Source organism: Halorhabdus utahensis DSM 12940 (assembly GCF_000023945.1).
GTDB lineage: Archaea > Halobacteriota > Halobacteria > Halobacteriales > Haloarculaceae > Halorhabdus > Halorhabdus utahensis.
In genome coordinates this window covers 1,858,735-1,883,829 of record NC_013158.1, presented here as the reverse complement: position 1 = coordinate 1,883,829, position 25,095 = coordinate 1,858,735, and the positions used below count along the sequence as shown (strand labels likewise).

The following is a 25,095-nucleotide window of genomic DNA, read 5'->3' as shown; positions in this document are numbered from 1 at the left end:
GCCACCCTAAACAACCGGGAGGTACGATGACTACTCAGGATATCTGCGTCGTCGTGCCGACGATCAGAAACCACGAGTTCCTCCGGGCGTACGCCGAGAACGCCCGCAAGCACGGGTTCGACCTCGATCGATTGTTCGTCGTCCTCGTGACCGAGGACTTCTGTGACACCGCGGCGATGGAGGCGATGCTCGAAGAGGAGGGGCTTGCGGGGGCAGTGTTCGATGGAACCGACCGCGAGGACTGGTTCGAGGAACACGGAATCGCCGAGTATGCACACCTGATTCCCGACGCCAGCCACGCCCAGACCTCCTTCGGCCTGCTATATCTCTGGGCGCACGAACGCTTCGAGTATGGCGTCTTCCTCGACGACGACACCGCCCCACACGACGATATCGACTTCTTCGAAACCCACCTCGATAACCTCGCCTACGAGGGTGAGCTCACCGCCGTCGAGTCAGACGAACAGTGGGTGAACGTCCTCCACGAGGCCGAGGATCTCTACCCGCGTGGCTATCCCTACAGCGCGATGGACGAGGAGCGGACGGTCACGACCGAGCATGTCGATAGCGTCGTCGCCTCTCAAGGCCTGTGGACCAACGTCCCGGACCTCGACGCGGTCCGGATCCTCATGGACGGCGACCTGAACGGGCAGGCGACGACCCGAACCACGACGGGGGACTTCGGGGAGGACTTCGTGGCGGGGCGCGAGAACTACCTCACTGTCTGCTCGATGAACCTGGCCTTCCGCCGGGAGGTCGTCCCGGCGTTCTACCAGTTCCCGATGGACGACAACCCCTGGGACGTCGGGCGCTTCGACGACATCTGGTCGGGACTGCTGTTGAAACGTGCCGCCGACGTCCTCGGCGGGCGGATCTACAACGGCGCGCCGCTGTGTGACCACAACAAAGCACCGCGGTCGACCTTCGGCGACCTGGCCAACGAGGTGGCCGGCCTCGAACTCAACGAACACGTCTGGAAACTCGTCGATCGCGCGGGCGACAACGCTGACTCCTACGCCGAGGTCGCCCGCGCGGTGGCCGAGGAGTTCCAGACGAGCGCCGACGACGAGTGGGAGAACGCCGACTTCCTCGCGTACTGTGGCGAGTACCTCGACGACTGGGTGGACTGCCTGGATGCACTCGACGCCGACGCGGACCGACGCGAAGCGGCGGTGATCGCCGAATGACCGATCGTGACGACCGTCCCGGCCGCGATGCGGAGGGAAAGACGTCGGCGAACCCCGGCCGAAATCACGGCCTTTTTACGTATTTAGGCAAACCTAAATCCAACATGACACGGAGATCGGCGAGTCGGCGGCAGTTCCTCGGCGCGGTCGGGGCAGGCGCACTGGGCGGGCTGGCAGGCTGTGCGAACCCCTTCGAGAGCGAGACGACGGAGGGGAGCGGCGAGGAACTGTCGGTTCCGTCGCTCGCGCAGTTCCGCGGATCAGGGACGCTCGTGGAAGGGCGACCGGCCCCAGGCGGCACGTCGATCGAGGACCTACCGGATCTCTCGGGTTCGTTGAATATCTACATGGGCGGCGGCGAGGGCGGCATCTACGAGCGGTTCATCGAGATGTTAGAGGAGATCTACCCCGAGTTCACGGGGTTCACCGACGACGCGCCCTCGTCATCCCAGGCCCAGTCGATCGTCGAAGCGGTCCAATCCGGCGGCTCCCAGGCCGACGTCTTCTGGTCAATCGACGCCGCCTCTCTCGGCTACGTCGCCGAAAACGACGCCTACGAACCCCTGGCCGCGGAAGCACTCGAACCCGTCCCCGAGGATTTCCAGGGCGCAGACGGCTCGTGGGTCGGCGTCGCCGGCCGCGCCCGGAGCGTTCCCTACAACACGGAGACGATCGAGGAAAGCGAGATTCCCGAGACAGTCGCGCAGTTCCCCGAGACGGCCGCCCTGCAGGGAACGATGGGATGGGCACCGACCTACGGCGCGTTCAAGGCCTTCGTGACCGCGATGCGCCTCCAGAAGGGGGCCGAGACGACTCGGCAGTGGCTAGAATCGATGCGAAACGCGGGGACCGAACGCTATCCCAACGAGTACGTCGTCACCCAGGCTGTCGCCGACGGCGAACTGACCGCGGGCTTCGCCAACCACTACTACGCGATGCGGGTGAAAAACCAGCGCCCCGACGCGCCGCTGGATCTGGCCTTCACGAGCGGTGACGCCGGGGCCTTAGTCAACGTCGCGGGAATCCTCCAGATCGAGGGCACCGAGAAGGACGCGTTGATCACGGACTTCGTCCGGCACCTGCTCTCGGCGGAGGCCCAGGAGTTCTTCGCCACCGTGAGCTACGCGTATCCGATGATCCCCGGCGTCGAGCCGGTCGGCGGGCTGCCGACCGTCGACGAGCTGAACCCGCCCGAGATCGACCTCGCCGACCTCTCCGATCTCGAACCGACACTCGAACTGATGTCCGAGGCCGGCGTGTCGGGATGAGCCGCGAGGGCCGAGTCGAGGACCTCCGTGAGCGCTTCTCGAGAGTCCCCGGTATCGGCCGGCCGTCCGAACTCACGCTGCTCGCCGCCGCCATCGCGGTCGCGCTGGTGGCCCCGCTTGGTTGGTTGTTCCTCGAGGTCTTCGACCTCGGCCCGCGTGCGCTCGAACTCACCCTTGATTCACGGACCATCGAGATACTGCTCCGTAGCGTCGCACTCGTGGCCATCGTCACGGCAGGCAGCGTCCTCGTCGGCGTCCCGATCGCACTATTGACGGCCCGAACTGACCTCCCCTTCGCCCGGTTGTTCACCGTGCTGGCCGCGCTCCCCCTGGCGGTCCCCAGCTATCTCGGGGCGCTCGCAGTCCTCTCGGCCTTCGGGACCGGTGGCGTCCTCACGAGCGTGCTCGCACCGGTCGGGATCGAACAACTGCCGGAGATCAGCGGCTTCGCCGGCGCGGCACTCGTCCTGACGCTTTACACCTATCCGTACGTCCTCCTGACGACACGCGCGTCGCTACTGTCGCTTGACACCTCCCTCATCGAAGCGGCTCGGACGCTCGACGCCGGTCGACTCGAGGCGTTCCGGCGGGTAACCCTGCCGCAGATCGCGCCCGGGATCGCCGCCGGCGCGCTGTTGGTCGCGCTCTATACGCTCGCGGACTTCGGGACGCCGAACTTCATGGGTGTCGAGGTGTTCACCCAGGCGATTTACGCACGCTACAACACCACGATGCGCCCGTGGGCCGCCCTGCTGTCCCTCCAGTTACTCGCGGTGACCGTCGGGATCCTCTACCTCGAATCGAAGGTCGGGGCCGACGATGAGGGAGCGTACCAGAGCCGGGGGGCAAGTGGTGGCGCAGTCATCGAACTCGGGACCTGGCGGTACGTCGCCGCGCTCTTTCCCGCCGTCATCGCGGGGTTGGCGATCGCCCTCCCCGTGATCGTCTTCGGCCTATGGCTCTCAAGCGACGCGGGCGGCTACACCGCCGGCGGGTTGGCCTTTTCTTGGACGTATGGCTGGAACTCGGTCTATCTCGCCCTCTTCGCCGCCGGGGCCTCGCTGCTGGTCGCGATGCCGGTGGCAGTCGCCGCCGCGCGTGGCCGGTCCCGACTGGCCGGCCTGGCCGACCGGCTCTCCTACGTCGGCTACGCCACGCCGGGGATCGTCCTCGCGTTTGCACTCGTGCTGTTCGCGCTCAACACGCTCCCACTGTCCTATCGGGAGACAGCGTACGACCTACTCCTGATTCTCGTCTTCGCGTACGTCGTCCGGTTCGTCCCGCAGGCGATCGGCGCGATCCGGACCGCGACGATGCAGGTCGACGGCCGCCTGATCGAGGCTGCCCGAACGCTCGGCCGCACCCGCACGGAGGCCTTCCGGGCGGTGACGCTGCCGCTGATCGCCCCCGGGATCGCGACCGGGGCGGCCCTCGTGTTCCTCACGACGATGAAGGAACTGCCGGCGACGCTACTCTTACGGCCGTTCTGGTTCGACCATACGTTAGTGACCTACATCTGGCGCGTCCGGGAGGCGGGTCTCTACGGCCGGGCAGCCGTCCCCGCGCTCGTGTTGATCGTCATCTCCGCGCTCTCGATGGCTGTCATCCTCTCCCAGGAGGGTTCGAACACGTGACTGCATCACAACACTCGACTCCCGTCGACGCACAGCCCCGGTCCACCGGCGCGTCCGAACCAGCCGAGAAGGGCCGCGCAGTCCTCGAACTCGACGGCGTCACCAGACAGTTCGGGGCCGAAACCGCCGTCGCGAACCTGGATCTGACCGTTCAGGACGGCGAACTCCTCACGCTGCTCGGCCCCTCCGGCTGCGGGAAGACGACGACGCTCCGACTGCTCGCGGGGCTTGACGAACCCGACGCTGGCGCGATCCGGGTCGCCGGCGAGACTGTCGCGGGCGAGGGCACGTTCGTCAAACCGGAGAACCGCGACGTGGGGCTGGTCTTCCAGGAGTTCGCGCTGTTTCCCCATCTCACCGTCGGCGAGAACGTCGCCTTCGGCATTCAGGATCGTTCTGACGACGAAATCGACCAGCGGGTGACGGACCTCCTCGAACTCGTCGGCCTCGACGACTATCGCGAGGCCAGTCCCGAGGACCTCTCGGGCGGCCAGCGCCAGCGGGTGGCGCTCGCGCGCTCGCTCGCCCCCGAACCCGACGTGCTTCTGCTCGACGAGCCGTTCTCGAACCTCGACGTCGGCCTGCGCGAGGAGATGCGCCGGGAGGTCCGCCGGATCATCAAGGAGACCGGCGTCACCGCCGTCTCCGTGACCCACGACCAGGAGGAGGCCCTCTCGATCAGCGACCGCGTGGCCGTCGTCAGGGACGGCCGGGTCGAGCAGATCGGTCGCCCGGAGATCGTCTTCCAGCAACCCGAATCACGCTTCGTCGCCGAGTTCCTCGGCCAGGCCGGGTTCGTCTCCGGCACCTTCGCCGAGGGCTGCGTCGACACGCCGCTTGGCTGTCTCGACGCCGACCGGATCGAGGGCCTCGACACCGAGTACGAGGGAGCCGATGTTGACGTGCTCGTTCGACCCGACGACATCCGGGCCGTGCCGGCCGACCCGGCGGGCACCAACGGTCGGATCGTCGACCGCCAGTACACCGGCCCCTCGTTCGTCTACACCGTCGAGTTGGACTCCGGGGCCATCCTGCACTGTGAGCACAACCACGCCGAGGAACTCGGAATGGACAAGCGCGTCCGGGTTCGCCTGGCGACCGACCACCCCCTGGCCTGGTTCCCCGCCGAGTGATGGACCGACGCCGCTTTCATCTCGCGACGCTCACGATCGCAATCGCCGGCGCACTCGCCGTCTGGCTCGTCTCGACGAACCTCTTTCCATACCATTCACTGAATCACGACGAGGGCGTCTACCTCCAGCAGGCCGCGATGCTGCTGGAGGGCAAACTCACCCTCACCCCGCCCGTCGAGGGCGTCTTCCGGCCGTGGTTCTTCGTCGAGAGCGAGGGGTTCTACCCGAAGTACAACCCAGTCCCCGCGGGGATGTTCGCCCTCGGGGAACTGCTCGGGGGCTATCGGCTGGCGCTGCCCGCCATCGCGGCCGGGATCCTCGCGGGCGTCGCGGGTGTCGTGAGCGAAGTGTTCGACCGCCGGACCGGCCTGCTCGCCGCCGTCTTCGTGCTCGCCTCCCCCCTCTTCCTCCTCGATACCGCAACCTTCCTGCCGTACGCGCCGACGACGCTGCTGAATCTGGCCTTCGCCTACGGGTACCTTCGGGCAGACCGGACCGGCGACTGGCGGTGGGCAGCGGCGGCAGGTGCGGCGATCGGCCTCGCCTTTTTCGCCCGACCGTACACCGCCGTCCTGTTCGCCACGCCGTTCGTGGCTCACGCGCTGTGGACGCTCGCCTGGGACTGGCGGACGGCGATTCCCCGGCAGGCGGCGACCGCCGCGCTGGGGCTGGTCGGCGTCGGACTAACCCTCGCGTATAACGCCGCCGTCACCGGATCACCCCTGACGTTCCCCTACGAGGCCTTCGCCCCGCTGGACGGCCTCGGGTTCGGGCATCGCGAACTCCTCAACCACGGCGTCGAGTACACGCCCGGCCTCGCCGCCGAGGCCAACTGGAACGTCCTCGCGACGTTCGTCGACCGCTGGATCGCCGGCGGGATCGTCGGCGCGGCCCTCGGGATCGCAGGCCTCGCCGTGGCGGCCCGGCGAGGGCTGGACGCCAGGCAAGCCACCCTGGCGGCCGTCGGCGTCTCGGTCCCGGTCGGGAATCTGTACTTCTGGGGGAACTACAACCTGCTCGGCGACCTCGACGCGGCCGGTGACGGCCTGATCGCCTCGCTAGGTCCGTACTACCACTTCGACCTGCTGGTCCCGACGGCCGCCTTCGGGGCCGTTGCCGCACTGGCTGCGTTCGACGCCATCAGTGAGGCACTGCAGGCTCGCCTCGACCGCCGAACGGCGCTGGCAGCCCTCGCCGCGATCACCCTCGTGAGTACGCTCGTCCTCGGCGGGATCACGGCCGGTGGGGCAGCCGCGCCCGTCGAGCGCAACGTCGACGTGACCGACACCTACGAACTGACCTACGCGCCCTTCGAGCCCGAACCACCGGCCAACGCCGTCGTCCTCACGCCGACGCCCTACGGCCCCTGGCTCAACCACCCCTTCCAGGCGCTGCGGAACGATCCGGGCTACGACGGCCGGACGGTCTACGCGATGGCCGACCGCCCGTTCGCGATCGCCGACGCCTTCCCGGACCGGGATCTCTACCGGTTCGGCTTTCGGGGCGTCTGGGACCCGCTCGGCGACTCGCCGGAAGCCGCCCGACTCCAGCGCGTCCAAGAGCGAACAGGTGAGACCGTCACCCTGAACGCCAGCGTCGGCCTCCCCGAGCGCGTCACGAGCGCGACCGTCACCGTCGAGACCGACGACGGCACGGCCCACTACGTCCCGAGAGAGACTGGCGACGAGTTGCAGTTCCGGCTCGTCATCGGCGACACCGTCCGAGCGGTCGGCCTGCTCGAAGCCGGCAGCGAGGAACAGCCTGCGATCGACGGACGTGAGGCGGTCGACGTGACGGTCTTCGCCGACGACGGGGTGGGCGGGTTCGAATACCGGCTGTCGGTTCCAGTCGAAGCCGAGGGCGGACAGGTGCGCGCGCTGACCCCCCGCGTCGAATACTGCTTCGACGCCCAGGCCTGCGGTGGCGCGGCGACGTACGTGCCCGAAGAATCACCCGACGGGGTATTCGTCCGGACAGAACTGCGAGCGACGAACGAGACACAGGAACCCTGATCCATGAGCCACGAACTCACCAGACGGGACGCGATCGCGGCGCTGTCGGCCGTCGGGGCGTCGCTGGCCGGTTGTACCGCGCCCGCGGCGGACGACGAGCAGGCTGATGCCGGCGAGGAACCGTCACTTTCCGACCACGACCGCGAGACGCTTTCGGCCGCCGCCGAGGTGCTCTACCCCGACGGCGTGACGGAGATCGAACCGTTCGTCGCACGCTACGCCGGCGGCCGGACGGCCGACCGCCCCGAACACGCCGAGGGGATCGCCGACGCCGTGGCCTACCTCGACGAGTACTGTCAGGCGTGGTACGAGAGCGACTTCGCGGCGCTGTCGCCCGACGAGCGCGACGAGGCACTCCGGCGGATGGGGGCCGAGAAGGCCGATCCCGATCCGAATGGAGGGGACACCGAGCGCCTGCGCTATTTCGTGATCAACGACCTGTTGCTCGCGCTGTACGCCTCACCGACCGGCGGCGAGTTGGTCGGGATCGAGAATCCCCCGGGTCACCCGGGCGGACTCGCGAGTTATCAACGGGGGCCGGAGTCGTGAGCGCCGATCGCACGCCGAGCGACGGGGTTGACGTCTGCGTGATCGGGGCAGGACCGGCCGGCGCGCTGATCGCCCATCGACTGGCCGCCGGTGGCCACGAAGTGACCGTTTTGGAGGCTGGCCCGCGATTCGACCCCGAGCAGCGAATCGAACAGATGGAGGACGCCCTGCGCCCGGCCCACGGCCGGCCCGATATCTGGGGGATGGGCGGGGAGCGCGACGCCTTCACGTCGAGTGGCGATCGACACTATCCACTCAACCACACCCGCGTGAAAGGGGTCGGCGGGTCGACACTGCACTGGCAGGGGATGGTGATGCGGCTCCACGAACGCGACTTCGCGGTCGCGTCGCGGGACGGTGTCGCCGCCGACTGGCCGATCGCGTACGACGACCTCCGGCCCTATTACGCCGAGGCCGAGGCGGCGCTAGGGGTGGCCGGCGCGAGCGACAACCCCTTCGAACCCCCGCGCGAGCAGCCCCATCCGATGCCGGCGTTCGACCCCTCTCACAGCGACTCGATCTTCGCCGAGGCCTGTGAGGCCCTGGGAATTACCACTCACTCGGTACCCAACGCCCGCAATTCCGAGGGCTACGACGGCCGGTCGGCCTGTGTGGGCTATGGCACCTGCCAGCCCGTCTGTCCCTCCGGCGCGAAGTACGACGCCACCAGCCACGTCGAGAAGGCCGAGAAAGCGGGCGCGCGAGTGATCGACCGGGTCCCCGTCCAGCGCCTCGAACACGACGACGCGGGCGAGCGGGTCACGGCAGCTGTCTATGCCACGCCCGATGGCGAGACGCACCGCCAGGAGGCGCGGGAGTTCGTCCTCGCGGCCGGCGGCGTCGAGACGCCCCGACTCCTCCTGCTGTCGGAGTCACCGCAGTACCCCGACGGCCTGGCGAATTCGAGCGGGCTCGTCGGGCGGTACTTCCACGAGCACCTGTTTGCGGGCACGAGCGGCGTGATCGACCGGGAGACCCGCCAGCACCACGTCGGGTTCAACACCACCGAATCCCACCAGTTCTACGACGAGCCGGCGGCCGGAACGGACCGGGGAATCCCTGCGGCTGACGCCGGCGCGGACGATCTCGGGCCGATCAAACTCGAATTCCGCAACTACGGCGGCCCCTCACCCGTTGGAGTTGCACTGTCCGACGGCGGGTGGGGTGATGGACTACGGGAGCGGATCAGTGACACGTATGGCAGCCACCTCACAGTGGGAGCCCTTGTCGAGCAGACGCCGCGCAGAGAGAACTACGTCGGCCTCGACCCCTCGCGGACCGACGACCACGGCAATCCCGTCCCGGAGATCCACTGGGGGCTCGACGATCGCACCCGGCGGACGCTCCGGCGAGCCAACGCGATCCAGGAAACGATCCTTGCGGAACTCGACGCGGAGATCACCTGGCAGATCGGCCCCGAGAATACCGGGCCGGCGTTCCATCACATGGGCACGACGCGGATGGGAACCGATCCGGACGGGAGCGTCGTCGACGCCCGAGGGCAAACTCACGACCTCGCGAACCTCTGGCTCGCGGGATCGAGCGTCTTCCCGACCGGCGGCGCGATGAACCCGACGCTAACCATCGCCGCGCTCGCGTTGCGGACTGTCGACCACCTCGAGAGTGTGCTGTGACGTGATGGGTGACGGAGTCAGTGCACGTCGACGCTGGTGATCTCGAACCGCGCCCCGCCGGCCTCGCTTTCGGTCACGCGGACGTCCCAGCCGTGGGCTTCGGCGATCCCCTCGACGATCATGAGACCGAACCCCGTCCCACCCTCGGAGGTCGAGTACCCCATCTCGAACACCTGCTCGCGGTCGTCAGCGGAGATGCCGGGGCCGTCGTCCGCCACGTAGAACCCGTCGGCGAGGTCGCCGAGCGTGATCGTCACGGCTGCCCCGCCGTGCTCGATCGAGTTTCTGAGGAGGTTGCCGAGGAGTTCCTGCAGGCGACTCCCGTCGGCACGGACGGTCGCGTCAGTGTCGACGATCACGTCCGCGTCCGACGTGTCGACGTTCTCCCTGCAGTCCTCGGCGACGACGTCGAGGCGGACGGTCGACAGGTCGTCGATGGCCCGGCCCTGCTGGGCCAGCGTCAGGAGGTCCTCGATTAGGGCCTCCATCCGATCGAGCGCCCGCGAGGCGGTCTCGAGGTGGTCGTTGTCGGCCTCGTCCCGCAGGATGTTCACCCGGGCGTGGGCGACGTTGAGCGGGTTTCGCAGGTCGTGGGAGACGACGCTGGTGAACTCCTCTAAACGCTCGTTCTGGAGGCGAAGCTGGGCTTCCTGCCGGTGTCGCTCGACCGCGTAGCGCAGCGACCGGGCGAGATCGTCCGCGTCGAGGTCGTCCTTCAGCAGGTAGTCCTGGGCCCCGCGTTGGATCGCCGTGACGGCGGTCTCCCGATCGTCCAGGCCGGTGAGCACGACGATCGGAACGCGGGGGTCCTCGTCCTGGACGGCCCCAAGCGTCGCCAGCCCGGTACTCTCGGGCAACCCTAGATCGAGAAACAGAATGTCGTGTCGGCCGGCTTCGATCGCCCGGAGCCCCTCGGCGAGCGTCTCCTCGTGTTCGAGGGTGACGTCGCCGACGATGTCGGCCACGTGGGATTCGTTGAGATGGTGCTCGACGAGGCGGGCGTCGCCGGGATTGTCCTCGATCAACAGGACGTCGATCGATGTGCCTGCGTCGGACATGGGTCACTTCGGGGGCATCTTGACGACTGACAGCCAGAACTCCTCGAGACTCCGGACGACGTCCATGAACCCCGAGTAATCGACGGGTTTGCTCAGATAGGCGTTGGCCTGAAGCTCGTAGGATTTCACGATGTCCGACTCGGCTTCGGAACTCGTGAGCACGATCACGGGGATCCGGCGCAGTTCCGGGTCATCGTTGATCTCTTCGAGGACGTCCCAGCCATCTTTTTTCGGCATGTTGAGGTCCAGGAGGACGAGGTCGGGCCGGGCCTTGTCCTCGTAGTCGCCTCGCTGTTTGAGGAAGTCCATCGCCTCGACACCGTTTTCGACGATGTGCAGGTTGTTGAGGATGTTCCCCTCCTCGAAGGCCTTTTGCGTGAGTTTGGCGTCACCCGGGTTGTCCTCGGCGAGGAGGATCTCGACCGGTTGGCCGGTCTCACTCATGGTCGACACCCTCCGATTCGGCGACGTTCAGTCCCTTGGGGATGGTGAATTTGAACGCCGCGCCCTCGCCGGGCTCCGATTCGATCCAGATCTCGCCGCCGTGGCGTTGCACGATCCGGCGGGTGATCGCCAGCCCGATCCCGGTGTTGCCGGCCTCGGCGTTCGCCCCTTGCCTGAAGATATCGAAGACGTCGTCCTGTTCGTCGGCCGGGATCCCCGGCCCGTTGTCCGCGACGGCGAACTCGTAGGCCTCCGGGCGGTCGGTGACCGTCACGTCGATCTGTGGCGTTCCGTCTTCGCCGGCGTGTTCGATCGAATTCTTGAGGAGGTTCTGGAAGACCTGGCCGAGCTGATCGCGGTCGGCGCTGGCGGTCGGCAGATCCCCGACCGTGATCTCGGCACTGTGGTCGGCGATCAGCAGCTCCAGGTCCTGGCGGGCGCTTTCGAACACCTCGGCGGCGTCGACCTCGTCGAACTCCTCGGCCTGGGTGTGGACGCGGGAGTACTCCAGCAGCGAGTTGATCATCCGCTTCATCCGCTTTGCGCCGTTGACGGCGAATTCCATGTACTCCTCGGCCTCGTCGTCGAACTGGTCGCCGTATTCCCGTTCGAGCAGGTCGACGTAGCTCGACACCATTCGAAGTGGTTCCTGAAGGTCGTGGGAAGCGATGTAGGCAAACTCCCGGAGGCTCTCGTTAGATTTCTCCAGGGCCTCCCGGTGGTGTTCGAGTTCCCGCTGGTATTCCTTCCGGCGCGTGATGTCACGGGTGTACCCGGCGAGGGCAGCTATCTCCCCCGAGTCGTCATACACCGGCTGTGCCTGCACCCACACCCAGGTTTCGTAGTTGTCCGCCGGGTCGACCCGAAACTCCAGATCGGCGGGTTCGCCACCGGACAACTCTTCCATCGCAGCAACGACACTGTCGCGGTCGTCAGGATGGACGGCTTCGAGGAAACTCCTCGGGTCGTCCTCGAGTGTCGAAAGCGGTTCGCCAAAGATGTCCTCGTACCGCGAATTGGCGAAGATCACCTCCTTCCAGTCCGGCGAGAACATCCACAACGAGTCGTCCGTATACTCCGTCAGCTGCAAGAGGAGATCCGGATCGTCCGGCACCACACGATTCTCGTCGTCAGTTCGAGCACTGTTCATTATATGTGATGGGGAGAAACGTGGACTTGAGTGTCCCCCTCGACGAATCAGAATTGATAACCCCCTCAGGGAAGCTATCGGCGACGACTCGTCAGCTCTCACCAGCCGAATCAGGCCACCCCTGGCACGTGCCGGGATTTCCTGGCCGGCACAGAGACCGGACAGTCGGGCAAAGAATCATTATAGTTCGATGAGACGAACGGGTATGGCCAAGACAAACACCAGCGATTGGAATCTCCGACGGTTCAACGCGGCGATGGCCGTGGTGCACTTCCTGCAAGGCGCACTGATGGTGTATCTGAGTTCCTCCCGGGAGTGGACGGTCACGGCCGTCTACCAGGAGTTCGATACGACTACCGAGACCCTCTCGCCCGTCATGAAATCGATCGGGACGATCGAACTGGCGTACCTGGCCGCCGGGTTCCTGTTCATCTCCGCGATCGCACACGCATTGATTTCGACGGTACTGTACGATCGGTACGTCGCCTATCTGGAGCAGGGGATGAACCCCTACAGATGGTACGAGTACGCCGTCAGCGCGTCGCTGATGATCGTCCTGATCGCGATGCTCGCCGGGGTCTGGGACCTGGGCACGCTGATCGCGCTGTTCGGCCTGGTCGCCGTGATGAACCTCTGTGGCCTCCTCATGGAACGGCACAACCGCCTGACCGAGGAGACCGACTGGAGCGCCTTCGTCGTCGGTTCGCTGGCCGGGATCGTCCCCTGGATCGCGATTGCCGTCACCATCATCGGCACCTTCACTTTCGGCGAGGGGAGCCCGCCGGACTTCGTGATCGTGATCTACGTCTCACTCTTTGTCCTGTTCAACCTCTTTGCGATCAACATGCTGTTGCAGTACCGGGGCATCTGGAAGTGGAAGGACTACCGCTTCGGCGAAGTCGGCTACATCGTGTTGAGTCTCGTGGCCAAGTCACTGCTGGCCTGGCAGGTGTACTTCGGCGCGCTGAACTCGCCGGTGTAGCGGACGGGTCGCTAACAAACGCCTTCTTTAGGCCAACCTAAAGCCTCAAGTATCCCCGGACGAACAGTGGCGTAATGAGCGATGAGGAAGCCAGCGGGGACGGCACGTACACGTTCGCGGACGTCAGCGTCGTGATGGGGACGTACAACGAGGCCGAGGCGGTCGGGACCGTGCTCAAAGACATCAAGCGGGTGACCGACGGCCAGGCCGAAGTGGTCTGTGTCGACAGTTCCAGCGACGGGACGGCCGAAGTCGCTCGCGAGCACGGCGCGCGCGTGATCGAACAGGAGCCACAGGGCTACGGCGTGGCAGTACAGACGGCGATCACGACGCCCGACCGGCCGGTGATCGTCACGACCGACTGCGACGATACCTACCCGATGGAACGCCTCCCGGACTTTCTGGACGCGATCAACGACGGCTACGACGTGGTCAGCGGCGACCGCCTCTCGAGTGGTGCCGAGACGATGCCGGCGTTCAATCGGTTCGGAAACCACGCCTTCGCGTGGCTTGCGAGTGCGCTGGTCGGCGAGCGCCTCCACGACACGACCACCGGGATGCGGGCCTACCGTCGCGAAGTGATCGAAGCCATCGAGTGGACGGAAAACACCGGGCTATCGGCCGAGCTGCTCCTTCGACCGGTCGTGCGCGGCTATCGCGTCACGGAGATCCCGATCGATTACCGCGAGCGGATCGGCGAGACGACGCTGTCCCCGCTCTCGGGCGGGGCCGCCATCGCGAAGTCGATCCTGAAAGTCTCCCTGGCGGAGCGCGCCGACGATCGGAGCGTGGAACGGGCCAAACGGCCCAACCGGGCGGCGGATTGAGTGGCCGGGATATGTGAGCGAATCGAACGCAGACCGATCACTCCTCGAACGGTGGTTTGGCACCGTCCGGCAGGTTCTCGGGATGGACGATGAGGTTGCTCCGCCCGATGTCCACCTTCACGACCTGGCCCTCCTCGTCCATCTCCGAGAGGACGCGGCTCACCTTCGATTTCGACCAGTCCGTCGCGTCGACGATCGCGGACTGTCGCATCTGCCCGTCGTTGTCCCGAAGCAACGCCAGCACCCGCTCCGTGTTCGAGAGAAACGCCGGCGGTACCGACGCCGTCTCCTCGGCGTGTTCCTCGACCGGGCCAGCACTGTCCGCCCCAGTTGTTGAATCCCCCCGCGTGGCGTCTTCGCGACCCTCCATCGCCGGAGCACTCTCATCGTCCGTGTCGGTTTCTGCCAGCCCATCACCCGCCTCCGTCTCGTCCTTCGATGGATCCGCACCCCCTGGGGCCTCCTCCAGGGGATCCGCACTCGCGTCCAGATCTCTCTCCGAGGATGCATCCACGTCTCTATCGCTCGCGTGAGATCCACCCGGATCCAGCCCCTGTTTCGTGTGATCGGGACTGTCGTCTTCCGGGGACGTATCGGTTCGTCGATGATCGAAGGGGATGGCGAACGAAGACCGGGCGGACAGTACCAGAATCCCACCGGCGAGCGTCAGCCCGACAACCAGCAGGCCCTCGACCGGTACCCACGACAGGCCGAAGATGCCGGTAGACACCTCGGCGGCATCACCCTCGCCGTCGCCGTCCGTATCAGCGCTCGTTGGGTCGGTGCCGAAACGGTTGACTTCCGCACCGTCGTCGAGCCCATCCCCCTCCGTGTCGGCACTCGTGGGGTCAGTGTTGAAACGAGTGACTTCCGCACCGTCGTCGAGGCCGTCGTCGTCCGTGTCCGCGACGGTCGGGTCGGTCCCGAAACGGTTGATTTCCGCACCGTCATCGAGGCCGTCGCCGTCCGTGTCGGCTACAGTCGGGTCAGTGCCGTACGCACCGACTTCGACGCCGTCGTCGAGACCGTCGCCGTCCGTGTCGGCCCCTCTCGGGTCGGTGTCGTACGTGCGGATCTCGAGTGCATCCCCGAGGCCGTCGTCGTCGGAGTCCGAGTTTGTCGGGTCCGTCAGGTATTCGGCGCATTCGAGATCGTCGTCGAGGCCGTCGCCGTCCGTGTCCGCGACGGTCGGATCGGTCCCGTACGTGTCGAGTTCCATGCCGTCTGTCAGTCCGTCACCGTCGGTGTCGGGGGTCGTCGGACTCGTGTCCGCCAGCAGTTCGTCCACGTCGGCCAATCCGTCGTCGTCAGTATCGGGATCGGTGGGATCAGTGCCGTAGACGGTCACCTCTGAACCGTCAACCAGCCCGTCACCGTCTGTATCCGGGTTCGTGGGGGCGGTATCGTGGATTTCGACCTCCCGTCCGTCGTCGAGTCCGTCGCCGTCCGTGTCCGCGACGGTCGGATCGGTCCCGAGGGCGACCTCTCGCTCGTCGGTCAGGCTGTCATTGTCGAGCGACGCGTTCGCCTGCAACACGGTAACCGTCACGGACGAAGTGGACGATATCGTCGACCCGTTTTCGGTGCTGAAGACGACGCCAACCGACTGCACCCCGTGTACGTCGACGGGCCAGGAACTGACCGATAACGACGTCCGTTCGGTGACGCCGCGCCGTAACGATACTGCTTTGCAGGTCAGGTTCCGCCGGTCAGCAACCCCGGACAACGAGGCAACCAGACACACGTCGGCCTCGACGGTCACCGTCGTCGAGACCGTCACCGTGAATTCGTGGGACGAGGATTGCCACAGGAACAACCCGTCCTCGAGTGGAACGCTTCCGGGCCCTGAGTACGCGAAGTCCTCGACTGTCACTCCAGCAGGTGCGGCGTGAACACCGGTAAACGCCACGCTAGACAGGAGAAGGCAAACGACAACGGCAGTCTCGGCCAGATCACGCATGGGTGCGATCGTCGGGAGCTGCTGTCCTGTGTGGGAGACACCACCGCCGTGTTGGCGCTTCGTCACTGGTGGCCTACTGAACCGCCACGAGCGATCGCCACGACCAGACGGAGGAGACACGAGTTTTCGTTGAAACGTACGGTACGATGACACTAATACCTACGGTAGCGACTCGCCGAAGCCACCGGATAAAGTAAGTATCAACTATAACTAATAAAAATCGCATGACGGAGAAGTTTGTGAATGCGCTGAACAGTCAGTACGACAGACCTGATATAAATGAAACAGATGGAACAGTCGCAACGGGAGTCCGGATTTATCGGGCCGCCCCCAGTGGCGACATCTGAACGAGGTGTTCATCCAACGACACGAAAACCAGCCAACATCCAGCCTACGTCCCCCCTCACGGTCTCCGTGCGGCCATATTTCGAAGGTGGGGCAGTCACCGTGCACAGCTAGCCAGTTACTGCGGACGTCCACAGACGCATGCGAATCACGAACAACAAGTCACGATATACCGGTGTCGCCAGCCCCGCTGGCGGCCGAATAGTGCGGACAAACGCGCGTATCCACGACAGGGGGGAGCCACAATGAACGACAAACTCAAGGCCCTTACATTGTCAGTGGTAGTGCTTTTCAGTGTCATCAGCGGCGGAGCTGGTTTCGTCGCGGCCCAGAGCAATGCCGGGAACGCCGCCGGCAACGTCTCGGTGACGGATTATAGCGTCGGGAACACGACCGTCGACGTCGGAGAGTCGGTAAGCGTCACGGCGACAGTCGAAAACGTCGGGTCGAGTGCGGCCAACGCGACGGTCGCGTTTATCGTCGACAACCAGACTGCCGAGACCCGCAACGTCTCGGTGGGTGCCAATGCGACGACGAACACGACCTTCCAGACGAGTTTCGGGACGCCCGGTCCCCACACCGTCGCGGTCAATGACCTCGCACCGACGACGATCACCGTCCAGACGCCACCACCCCAAAACGGGACGATCACCGGGACGGTAGTCGACGACGACACGGGCTTGCCGATCGAGAACGCGACCGTCGCCGTCGGTGGCCCGGACGTCTCGGCCACGACTGATGCGAACGGGACCTACACACTCTCGGGACTCCTACCTGGCCCGTACAACGTGGTCGCCAGTGCCGAGGAGTACAAACCGACCTTTACGACGGCAGTCGTCAGACCCGACAACACGACGACACTCGACCTTGAACTCGACGAGCTGGTCGAGCAGACCTCCAACGAGGCCGAACTCCTGCTTGACGGTGCGCCCAACGGCCTGCAGTCCTACAATGTGACGATCAACATTGCCGATGAGGCAAGTGGAACGCACGACCAGCTCAGGGCACACCTGCTTCCACCGGACACCGTGCAGGTGCTGGAGCGGACGAATACCACGCTTTCGTTCCGGGTTGCCGACCTCGGTGAGACGATCGGGTCCTTCGAGGAGCAGCGGAAACTCACCTCCTTCGAGTTTACCGGGCCGGTCGAAGCGGACGAACTGTCCCTCGAGATCCACGGACTGGTCGACGACAACGGTGATCCGATAAATCAGAGTCGTCTCAGTCTCGAACTGGACCTGCTGTTCGAGAACCCGCTCCCGGGTGCGGCGGCCGACGATCCGCCGCTTGATCCGGACGACGATGGCCTCTTCGAGGATATCGACGGGGACGGTGAGGTCGACTTCACCGACGCCATCTCGCTGGCGTTCGTCGATTACGACGCCCTGTCGGCCGAGCAGCAGGCCGCGCTCGACTTCGACGGTGACGGCGAGGTGACCTTCGCGGACGCGATCGAACTCGCCTTCCAGGTCTAGGCGAGCCGTCCACGTATCGTTCGCCAACCACCATCTTTCCGTTTCACACACGCTATGCAATACGACACCACAACAGACATTGCAATCCTCACTGGAATCGCCCTGGTATTGACCGCCGCCGTCGGCGTTGCCGCCGCGGCAGGGACGCTGACGGTTGGCGAACGAACCATCGCTGTCGACGAACGCACCCAGGTCGACGTGACGCTCGCGGATGCACCGAACGGCGTCCAGCGGTACAATCTCACGGTCGGGGTCGAAAACGAGACGGTCGGCAACATCGAGTCGGTCGAGCCCGGTGACATCAGCGCGTTCCAGATCCGCGCCAGTACCAACGATACGGTGACCTTCCGGGCGGCAGACCTCGGTCGGGCAGTCCAGCCGGTGTCGACGAACGTCTCGCTGGGGCAACTGACGCTGACAGGAACCGACCCGGGCGCGTCGACGCTTTCGATCACCATCCACGACTTCCGGAACGACAACGGCGAACAGATCCGCCCGCCGGTGGAAGCTGGCTCGCTCGTTGTCCAGAAGAGCGGCGGTGACGTGCCGGCCGACGACGCTCCCGCCGACGATGCGCCGGCCGACGACGCCCCCGCCGACGGCGTTCCCGACGATGGCCCAGCCGACGACGGCGGGGCCGGGCAGGATGTCCCCGATCTCCCGGGTCCGACGCTGCTCTGGGTCGCCGTCGGCCTGATGGCGATCCTGCTGGCCGTCGGGGCAGTGATCTATCGCCACCGAACGAACGACGAGTGGTAATCCGTCCACCGACGCGGACGGGGAAACTCGGCCCGTCGATGCCCGCCACAGCCGCCCGTCGTCCGGGACCTGACGGGTGGTTTCCCCTGTGAAGGGGGATGTGAGAGCCGTGGCTGGACGGGGATTCCGGCGACAGCGATAGAAAAACGCCGGCGGCACTGACCGAGGTCGAGGTTACTTCCGAAGAAAGTCGGGCAGCTCCTCGCGTTCGAGCCCGTCTTCGAGTCGCTGTTCGAGCATCTCGATAGAATCCAGTGCCGGCGGGAGCGAATCGCGGCGCTCCGGTTCGTCCTCGGGGTCGACGGTCGTCTTGTCGCCGTCCGGTTCGACGAGTTCCGCCCAGACCGTGGTCGATTCCTCGACGTCGCCACGTCGACCGGCCGCCTTCCGTTTGCCCTCCTGATAGGCGAGTTCGATGAGGCTCCGATCGTAGGACGTCCCCCCCGCTTGCAGGACTCGCTCGTATTCCTCGGGATTTCCCGCGCCGATCTCGGCCGCCACGCCGAGGGCGAACGCCCGCTCGGCAGCCTCGTCCTTCCCGAGCGTCTCCCAGTCGGTGCCGTACGTGCGTTCGTACATGTTACGTCTGAACCTTGCTATCAGGGAACACCCGCAGGCCCTCCGACGAGAACGCGATCTCGCGGATGTCACAGTCGATGGCGGTCCCGCGCATCTTGATCACCTGGACCCCCCGCGTCATGCTCCCCGAATCCAGAAAATTGTGGAAGAAGATGACGCCGTGCGCCAGATAGTGTTCGTCCGAGTACGCGCTGGGGTCAGTCATCTCCGAGATCAGGACGATGGTGGCGTCGGTCTGTTTCAGCGCCGATAGAAAGCCCGTGATCTCCTCGGAGACGTCGGTGAAAAAGTGCTGCAGCAGCATCGTCGAGTCGATGACCGCCCGGTCGATGTCGTTGGCCTCGATGTAGGCCACCAGCCGGTTGGTCAGCCCGCCGTCGCTCCCGAACTGCGAGATCGTCCGTTTGCCACTCTCGGTCACGAGATTCAGGAACTGGACCGTATTCGACTGCATGGCCCGGTCGAACCCGAACTCGAAGCCGGCCATGTCCTTGCTCAGTTCGGACTTCGTCTCGTGCATCGTCACGTACAGACAGGTATCCCCCTCTTTGGCACCCTGGGTGATGAACATCGATGAAAAGGTCGTCTTCCCGCTGCCCGGCGGCCCACTCACGACGTAGAGCCGGTTCGGCAACAGTCCCCCCTCGACGAGTTCGTCAAATCCCGGCACGCCACTTGCCAGACGCATACATGAAAAAGACACCGTCAGCACATAGATGTTTCTTCATGGTTCTCAAGAGTGATAGCGGCGGTCGCCCGGCTCATGACGCGAGAAACGGCCACCTAGCGGTATTCCCTTGCGCACACCCGACAGAAGCGGTAACTCGGATGGAACTCGTTTGCCGCCCCGCAGTGCCGACAGCGAACCGTCTCACCGACATCCCCCTCGTCGGTATCCCGTGTCTCGATCGACGGGCGCGGTCCGCGTTCCTGTTCGGTACTGTCCGGTGTCGTCCGTTCGATCGACGTGCCGTCTTCGCCGAGATACCAGTAGATGAGCAACTGAAAGAGCAAAAACCCGAGTATGTACGCGACGATCCAGCCCCAGACGGGCGTCATATGTTACCTTTTGTCGTCCGCACACTTGGGTTTTCGGTTCTACCCGGTCACAGACGCCACAGAACGTCCCGCACCGTCACTCCGAGTCGGCGTCGTTGAATTCCTTGAACGCGGTCGTAAAGTCGTCGTCGTCGAACGAAAGCATCGTCTCGTCGAGGCGGTCTCGCAGGTGATCACGTCGGTCGAGCAGTCGCTGGTAGGGGTCGTTGTGCTGAAGTTCGGTCTCGCTCTTGTTCGCCCGAAGCGTCGCCACCTTCGACATCACCCGGTACAGTTCCTGGAACTGCTTCTCGTAGGTCTGGAACGTCAACAGGCGGTCGATGGTCTCGAAGAGATCGTCACGGGAGACCGGCTTGGTGATGTACGCGTCGAAGGGCATCTCGATGATGTCGAAGTCCGGATCCACGGCGGTTACCATGGCGACCCGGCAATCGAGGCCGCGATCCCGAATGCGTTCGAGGACGTCGTCGCCAGAGAGTCCCGGCATCCGGCGGTCAAGCAGGACGATATCGACAGTTTCGTCGAGCGTCTCCAAGGCCTCCTGGCCGCTGTAGGCTGTCAGAACCGTGTACTGGCCCTCCAGCTGGGCTGCGTACGCGTCGGCGACGTCCGGCTCGTCGTCGACCACCAGGACGATGGGAGCAACACTGGCTGACATCTGCGTGCCAAAAGTTGGTATGGCACGTCTCATAAGGTTTCGGGCCTCAATCAGTGCGAGAAAACACGCTTCGCATCGATCACCTGACAGCCTCGGCGACCGGGCAACTATATTCGTCGGCCCCGTACGGTGGAGATATGGTCGAAGTCACGTATCACTGTCCGTACTGTGGGGCCGTGACGAGTATCGATCGAGCCCCGTCGTTGCAGGACGCCTCCGTGACGCGTCACCCACTGGCAGATCACGAGTACGCCGCCACGACTGCCGACGTTGAAGCCGGAGACGGCATCGAATTCGTCTGTCTCGGTGACGTCGGCGGTGAAGCCACCGCTACCGGGAACGCCCGCTCGCAGTCATCCACAGCCGGTGACCGTGCGGGGCCACGGCCCGGACGGGACGGCTGTGGACGAACGTTCTATCTGAACTACCGGCAGTCACCACCGCCGACAGTGGGACCCACACGATGAAGGCGGCCATCCGGACATGATCGAGTTCCGAACGCTGCCCGAGCGAGTCGTTCCGACGTGGTTCCAGGACGGCCTGGCGACCTTCGAGGCGTTTCTGGAACCCCGTCCACTGTTCGAGGCCGACGTCGTCCTCTGGACCGTCGTCCTCGTCGGGTCCGCACTCGACGTCGTGACGACGATGGTGGGAACGGCCGCCGGCCTCCCCGAGGGCAACGCGGTCGCGCGGGCGTTCATGACTACCTACGGGACCCCCGGGATCGGCGCACTCAAACTGGTCGCCCTCGTGGCCCTGGTGATCGCCTGGCACTACCTGGCCGAACAGTCGGCTCGGCTCGTCCTCGGTGGGTTTGCGATAGTGACGCTGGTCGTCGTCGGGCTCAATACGGTCACGCTCGCGGGGCTGTGAGAAGCGTTCGGGACTGAAACCGAAAGGATAAAATAATTGGTGTATGACATGAAGAGATACCGGACGGGGACAGGGTCCATCAGCCGGGAGAGTGAGATCCAGCAATAGGGGGCTGGAGCCTGCTTTCCGAGGAGCGGCGGACCCATCATCCAGGGGACTGGGATCCGCCGTTCGGGGGGTACACCGATGGGAAAGCACCAGACGCCGTCCGAGAGGGCGGCTTCGACTGACTATCGTATCGAATCGGTCGAATACGTCGTCGAGTGGCTCTCGCTCAGAACGCTGTCCGTGGCTCTCTGGACAGCCGTGTTCACGGCGTCAATCCTCGACGTGGTAACGACGACGATCGGGCTTCGCCAGGGGCTTTCGGAGGGCAACGCACTCGCACGCGCGCTCCTCGAAACACTGGGGGTCGTGGGCCTCGTCGGACTCAAACTCGCTGCGTTGACGGTCCTGGCTGCGACCTGGTATCTTGTCGACGAACAGCAGGGGTACGCCGCCCTCGCAGGGTTCGGCGGCGTCACGGGGGTTGTGGTCGTGTGTAACGTCGCCATGATCGCGACGGTGTGAGCTCGACCGGCCAGTCCCGAATTTAAGACGATCGCGTCCGTCGCGATGGACATGCGCGCAGCCGTCTTTCGCGGCCCAGGCGAGATCGCTATCGAAGACGTCCCGAAACCGGCACTCGACGCGCCGACCGACGCCGTCGTCCGCGTGACCCACACCGCGATCTGCGGGTCGGATCTCTGGCCGTACCGCGGGCAAGAGGACCGCGACGTCCCTTCCCGTATCGGTCACGAACCGATGGGGATCGTCGAGGAAGTGGGCGAAGAAGTCCGCTCGGTTGCGCCCGGCGATCGGGTGTTCGCGCCGTTCGTCACCAGCTGTGGCGAGTGTGAGTTCTGCCGGAAGGGACTCCACACTTCCTGTGTGAACGGCGGGTTCTGGGGTGGCGAGGACGGCGGCGCACAGGGCGAGTACGTCCGAGCGCGCCACGCCGACGGCACGCTCGTGCGCGTGCCCGACCGCCATGCCGACGACGAGGAGACGCTCCAGGCGATCCTCCCGCTGACGGACGTCATGGGGACGGGCCATCACGCCGCGGTCAGTGCGGGCGTCGACGCCGGCTCGACGTGCATCGTCGTCGGCGACGGCGCGGTTGGGCTGTGTGGCGTCCTCGCCGCCCGCCGGCTCGGTGCCGAACGGATCATCGCGATGGGCCACCACGAGGACCGCCTCGCACTCGCCGAATCGTTCGGCGCGACAGACACGATCGCCGCGCGCGGCGAGGAGGCCGTCGAGCGTGCCCAGGAGCTCACGTACGGCGGCGCGAACCACGTCATGGAGTGTGTCGGATCGACGGGTGCGATGAACACCGCGATCGAGGTCTGTCGGCCTGGCGGGACCGTAGGGTACGTGGGCGTCCCACACGGGATCGAGGACGACGGACTCGACATCTTCGGACTGTTCATGGACAACATTTCGTTGAACGGGGGGATCGCGCCGGTCCGGGCCTATGCGGACGAATTGCTCGCGGATGTCCTCGGTGGGACGCTCGACCCCTCGCCGATCTTTACGAAGACGGTCGACCTCGACGGCGTGCCCGAGGGCTACCGGGCGATGGATGAGCGCGAGGCGATCAAGGTGTTGGTCAAGCCCTAAACCGGGTCCGGAACTAGATCACTGCGGCTGGCGAGGCCGGCGGCCGAGAATCCGGTCCGCGAGGCTCCCCAGGGCTTTCAGCGCGACGTTGACGTACAGGCCGACGAGGAAGGCCACGCCGGCGGCGAACCGGGCACCGTCGACGCCCTCGACGCTGCCGAAGTTCCCCAGAAGAAGGTAGACGCCCGCCGCCAGAATGCACGCCGCCGGGATCCGCATCGCCATCTCGACGACGTGCTCCCACTGATTCCACTCGGTGTAGCGATCCAGTTTGTGCATGAGCTTCGTGAAGATGTACCCAAGTGCCCCGAAACCGGCATAGAGGTAGACATACACCGGGATCGTCACTGGATTCGGGTCTGAGCCATCGGTGGGGATTGCGACGGCCCACCCGAGGACGCCGGTCGAGAGGACGATTCCGACGAGCGTCAGCCCGGCAAAGACGCCAATGACGATCCAGTTCAGCAACGACCACTCGACGCCGTCCTCGATGGACGCCCCACCCGAGTTCGAATCAGTCGCCGCGCTGTGCTCGTCTGACGGCCGCTCCGTACTCATAGACTACATTCACGATTGACAGTAGTAAAACCCATCGTCCGCTGATTTCCGAGCCACCGAGTCGGCCGAACCGGTCGGTTTCCGCGGGTGATGGAAACGCACCGACTGTCAGCCCCTCACGGTCACCGTTCCCTGTATCACCACGGTTATGCATGCCCCACTCGTTGGCCCGTCCATGGGAGACCTGACAGCGACACTGGAGACGACCCACGGCGACATCGAGATCGAACTGTACGACGAGCGCGTCCCGACCACCGTACAGAACTTCGTCAACCTGGCGGAACACGACCCCGCGGCCGACGCCGAACCAGCCCCCGAAACCCCGACCTGGGAGGACCCCGAAACCGGCGAGACCCGCGGCGATGCGTTCTATCAGGACACGCCGATCCACCGGATCATCGACGGGTTCATGGTCCAGATGGGCGACCCGACGGGGACCGGTCGCGGCGGCCCGGGCTACACCTTCGACGACGAGTTCGACAGCGATCTGGGCCACGACGGCCCCGGCGTCGTCTCGATGGCCAACTCCGGGCCCAACACCAACGGCTCGCAGTTCTTCATCACGTTCGACGCCCAGCCCCATCTCGACGGCGATCACGCCGTCTTCGGCGAGGTAATCGACGGCATGGACACGCTCGAAGCACTCGAGAACGTCGACACCGGCCCGCGTGACGAGCCCGAAGAAGACGTGCGACTCGAAGCCGTCCGGATCAACGACTGAACGCCGGTCGTCGATAGCCGGAGCGGGGGATCGACATGTGCCTGCTCCGACGGGCGTCGCTACGCAATGACGACGACCGGCCGGGACGATTCGGAGTGAGATAGGAACGTTGAGGACGATACAGCTCCACAGTACTGGCATGTCGTCGACGATGGCGGTCATCGGCGTCGGGACGGCAGTCGTGTTCCTCGGCGCGCTCGCGGCACTCCGGTGGCGCGAGGACGAACTGCTCGCGGCCGGCCTGTTGACCCTCGGATCCGGACTGGCGACCATCTGGTCGCTGCTAGGCGTCGGATGGGCCGGGAGTGGACGAGGGGAAATCTCGACGACAATGTATCTGTCACTTGCACTCATGGGCGGGATGACGACGCTCTATTTCGGCATATTCGTCCGGTCACGGCTTCGCAGCCGGTAGCGCCGGCCGATACGCTCACCCCCGACGACCGGCGTGGCCGCAGCAGTCGGATAGATGTCCACAAATTATAATTGAGGATTAATATTTCGAACGAACACGAATAGAAGTGGGATACTGTTACACTTCATTCCATTTTAGAGTGAATATCTGTGT

The 25,095-nt window shown here is 65.2% G+C and carries 26 protein-coding genes; 17 read left to right on the top strand and 9 right to left on the bottom strand.

What is annotated here, in order from left to right; genetic code table 11:
- Positions 1-26: 26 nt before the first annotated feature.
- The 7 genes from HUTA_RS09180 to HUTA_RS09150 all read left to right on the top strand — a co-directional run bounded on the left by HUTA_RS09180 (position 27) and on the right by HUTA_RS09150 (position 9,417).
- Positions 27-1,187: a hypothetical protein gene (locus HUTA_RS09180; RefSeq protein WP_015789619.1), complete on the top strand. Its 1,161-nt coding sequence runs from the start codon at positions 27-29 to the stop codon at positions 1,185-1,187.
- 104 nt (positions 1,188-1,291) lie between these two features.
- Positions 1,292-2,455 carry an extracellular solute-binding protein gene (locus tag HUTA_RS09175; RefSeq protein WP_049941282.1) on the top strand — a complete coding sequence of 388 codons (1,164 nt, stop codon included), beginning with the start codon at positions 1,292-1,294 and terminating at the stop codon, positions 2,453-2,455.
- A complete protein-coding gene (locus HUTA_RS09170) occupies positions 2,452-4,089 on the top strand; it encodes an ABC transporter permease (protein WP_015789617.1) in 1,638 nt (545 codons plus the stop codon). The genes HUTA_RS09175 and HUTA_RS09170 overlap by 4 nt, the downstream gene beginning before the upstream one ends.
- Positions 4,086-5,222: an ABC transporter ATP-binding protein gene (locus HUTA_RS09165; protein ID WP_015789616.1), complete on the top strand. Its 1,137-nt coding sequence runs from the start codon at positions 4,086-4,088 to the stop codon at positions 5,220-5,222. Before HUTA_RS09170 ends, HUTA_RS09165 begins: the two co-directional genes overlap by 4 nt.
- Positions 5,222-7,234, top strand: coding sequence for an ArnT family glycosyltransferase (locus HUTA_RS09160; protein ID WP_015789615.1), 2,013 nt, complete (start codon positions 5,222-5,224; stop codon positions 7,232-7,234). Before HUTA_RS09165 ends, HUTA_RS09160 begins: the two co-directional genes overlap by 1 nt.
- A gap of 3 nt (positions 7,235-7,237) precedes the next feature.
- On the top strand, positions 7,238-7,783 hold the full coding sequence (locus tag HUTA_RS09155) for a gluconate 2-dehydrogenase subunit 3 family protein (protein ID WP_015789614.1): 546 nt from the start codon (positions 7,238-7,240) through the stop codon (positions 7,781-7,783).
- Positions 7,780-9,417 (top strand): GMC family oxidoreductase, encoded by a 1,638-nt coding sequence (locus tag HUTA_RS09150; protein ID WP_015789613.1) that lies wholly within the window; start codon positions 7,780-7,782, stop codon positions 9,415-9,417. The genes HUTA_RS09155 and HUTA_RS09150 overlap by 4 nt, the downstream gene beginning before the upstream one ends.
- Before the next feature lie 17 nt (positions 9,418-9,434).
- Here the strand turns inward: HUTA_RS09150 and HUTA_RS09145 are convergent, their stop codons facing one another.
- The 3 genes from HUTA_RS09145 to HUTA_RS09135 are packed head-to-tail and all read right to left on the bottom strand — an operon-like array spanning position 9,435 to position 12,069.
- The gene (locus HUTA_RS09145) at positions 9,435-10,475 is read right to left on the bottom strand and encodes a sensor histidine kinase (RefSeq protein ID WP_015789612.1); all 1,041 of its coding nucleotides are present in this window, start codon (positions 10,473-10,475) and stop codon (positions 9,435-9,437) included.
- A gap of 3 nt (positions 10,476-10,478) precedes the next feature.
- Positions 10,479-10,919, bottom strand: coding sequence for a response regulator (locus tag HUTA_RS09140; RefSeq protein WP_015789611.1), 441 nt, complete (start codon positions 10,917-10,919; stop codon positions 10,479-10,481).
- Positions 10,912-12,069 carry a sensor histidine kinase gene (locus tag HUTA_RS09135; RefSeq protein ID WP_015789610.1) on the bottom strand — a complete coding sequence of 386 codons (1,158 nt, stop codon included), beginning with the start codon at positions 12,067-12,069 and terminating at the stop codon, positions 10,912-10,914. Before HUTA_RS09135 ends, HUTA_RS09140 begins: the two co-directional genes overlap by 8 nt.
- A gap of 205 nt (positions 12,070-12,274) precedes the next feature.
- Between HUTA_RS09135 and heR the strand changes: the two genes are divergently transcribed.
- On the top strand, positions 12,275-13,051 hold the full coding sequence (heR, locus tag HUTA_RS09130) for a heliorhodopsin HeR (protein WP_015789609.1): 777 nt from the start codon (positions 12,275-12,277) through the stop codon (positions 13,049-13,051).
- 74 nt (positions 13,052-13,125) lie between these two features.
- Positions 13,126-13,878: a dolichyl-phosphate hexose transferase gene (locus tag HUTA_RS09125; RefSeq protein ID WP_015789608.1), complete on the top strand. Its 753-nt coding sequence runs from the start codon at positions 13,126-13,128 to the stop codon at positions 13,876-13,878.
- A gap of 37 nt (positions 13,879-13,915) precedes the next feature.
- Here the strand turns inward: HUTA_RS09125 and HUTA_RS15785 are convergent, their stop codons facing one another.
- On the bottom strand, positions 13,916-15,904 hold the full coding sequence (locus HUTA_RS15785) for a helix-turn-helix transcriptional regulator (RefSeq protein WP_218915296.1): 1,989 nt from the start codon (positions 15,902-15,904) through the stop codon (positions 13,916-13,918).
- Positions 15,905-16,428: 524 nt separating this feature from the next.
- Between HUTA_RS15785 and HUTA_RS09115 the strand changes: the two genes are divergently transcribed.
- Together HUTA_RS09115 and HUTA_RS15600 are read left to right on the top strand one after the other, a co-directional pair.
- The gene (locus HUTA_RS09115) at positions 16,429-17,658 is read left to right on the top strand and encodes a carboxypeptidase regulatory-like domain-containing protein (RefSeq protein WP_015789605.1); all 1,230 of its coding nucleotides are present in this window, start codon (positions 16,429-16,431) and stop codon (positions 17,656-17,658) included.
- A 54-nt stretch (positions 17,659-17,712) separates the two neighbouring features.
- Positions 17,713-18,417, top strand: coding sequence for a hypothetical protein (locus HUTA_RS15600; protein ID WP_015789604.1), 705 nt, complete (start codon positions 17,713-17,715; stop codon positions 18,415-18,417).
- A gap of 174 nt (positions 18,418-18,591) precedes the next feature.
- Here the strand turns inward: HUTA_RS15600 and HUTA_RS09105 are convergent, their stop codons facing one another.
- The 4 genes from HUTA_RS09105 to HUTA_RS09090 form a co-directional block, all read right to left on the bottom strand.
- The gene (locus tag HUTA_RS09105; RefSeq protein ID WP_015789603.1) at positions 18,592-18,996 is read right to left on the bottom strand and encodes a hypothetical protein; all 405 of its coding nucleotides are present in this window, start codon (positions 18,994-18,996) and stop codon (positions 18,592-18,594) included.
- Position 18,997: 1 nt separating this feature from the next.
- On the bottom strand, positions 18,998-19,684 hold the full coding sequence (locus tag HUTA_RS09100; RefSeq protein ID WP_015789602.1) for an RAD55 family ATPase: 687 nt from the start codon (positions 19,682-19,684) through the stop codon (positions 18,998-19,000).
- 95 nt (positions 19,685-19,779) lie between these two features.
- The gene (locus HUTA_RS09095; protein WP_015789601.1) at positions 19,780-20,055 is read right to left on the bottom strand and encodes a DUF7577 domain-containing protein; all 276 of its coding nucleotides are present in this window, start codon (positions 20,053-20,055) and stop codon (positions 19,780-19,782) included.
- Between the two features lie 76 nt (positions 20,056-20,131).
- Complete coding sequence (locus HUTA_RS09090; protein WP_015789600.1) at positions 20,132-20,713, bottom strand: response regulator; 582 nt, start codon at positions 20,711-20,713, stop codon at positions 20,132-20,134.
- Between the two features lie 137 nt (positions 20,714-20,850).
- On the opposite strand from HUTA_RS09090, the gene HUTA_RS09085 reads away from it, so the two are divergent.
- The 4 genes from HUTA_RS09085 to HUTA_RS09070 all read left to right on the top strand — a co-directional run bounded on the left by HUTA_RS09085 (position 20,851) and on the right by HUTA_RS09070 (position 23,248).
- Positions 20,851-21,180 (top strand): hypothetical protein, encoded by a 330-nt coding sequence (locus tag HUTA_RS09085; protein ID WP_015789599.1) that lies wholly within the window; start codon positions 20,851-20,853, stop codon positions 21,178-21,180.
- Between the two features lie 16 nt (positions 21,181-21,196).
- Positions 21,197-21,586: a DUF5658 family protein gene (locus HUTA_RS09080; protein ID WP_015789598.1), complete on the top strand. Its 390-nt coding sequence runs from the start codon at positions 21,197-21,199 to the stop codon at positions 21,584-21,586.
- A gap of 186 nt (positions 21,587-21,772) precedes the next feature.
- Complete coding sequence (locus HUTA_RS09075) at positions 21,773-22,156, top strand: DUF5658 family protein (protein WP_015789597.1); 384 nt, start codon at positions 21,773-21,775, stop codon at positions 22,154-22,156.
- Positions 22,157-22,207: 51 nt separating this feature from the next.
- Positions 22,208-23,248: a zinc-dependent alcohol dehydrogenase family protein gene (locus tag HUTA_RS09070; protein WP_049941443.1), complete on the top strand. Its 1,041-nt coding sequence runs from the start codon at positions 22,208-22,210 to the stop codon at positions 23,246-23,248.
- Between the two features lie 18 nt (positions 23,249-23,266).
- On the opposite strand, the gene HUTA_RS09065 is transcribed toward HUTA_RS09070, so the two are convergent.
- On the bottom strand, positions 23,267-23,806 hold the full coding sequence (locus tag HUTA_RS09065; protein WP_015789595.1) for a hypothetical protein: 540 nt from the start codon (positions 23,804-23,806) through the stop codon (positions 23,267-23,269).
- 175 nt (positions 23,807-23,981) lie between these two features.
- On the opposite strand from HUTA_RS09065, the gene HUTA_RS09060 reads away from it, so the two are divergent.
- Both HUTA_RS09060 and HUTA_RS09055 read left to right on the top strand, forming a co-directional pair.
- Entirely contained in the window at positions 23,982-24,527 is a 546-nt protein-coding gene (locus tag HUTA_RS09060) for a peptidylprolyl isomerase (RefSeq protein WP_015789594.1), read from the top strand.
- Positions 24,528-24,666: 139 nt separating this feature from the next.
- Complete coding sequence (locus HUTA_RS09055; RefSeq protein ID WP_049941279.1) at positions 24,667-24,942, top strand: hypothetical protein; 276 nt, start codon at positions 24,667-24,669, stop codon at positions 24,940-24,942.
- Positions 24,943-25,095 lie beyond the last annotated feature (153 nt).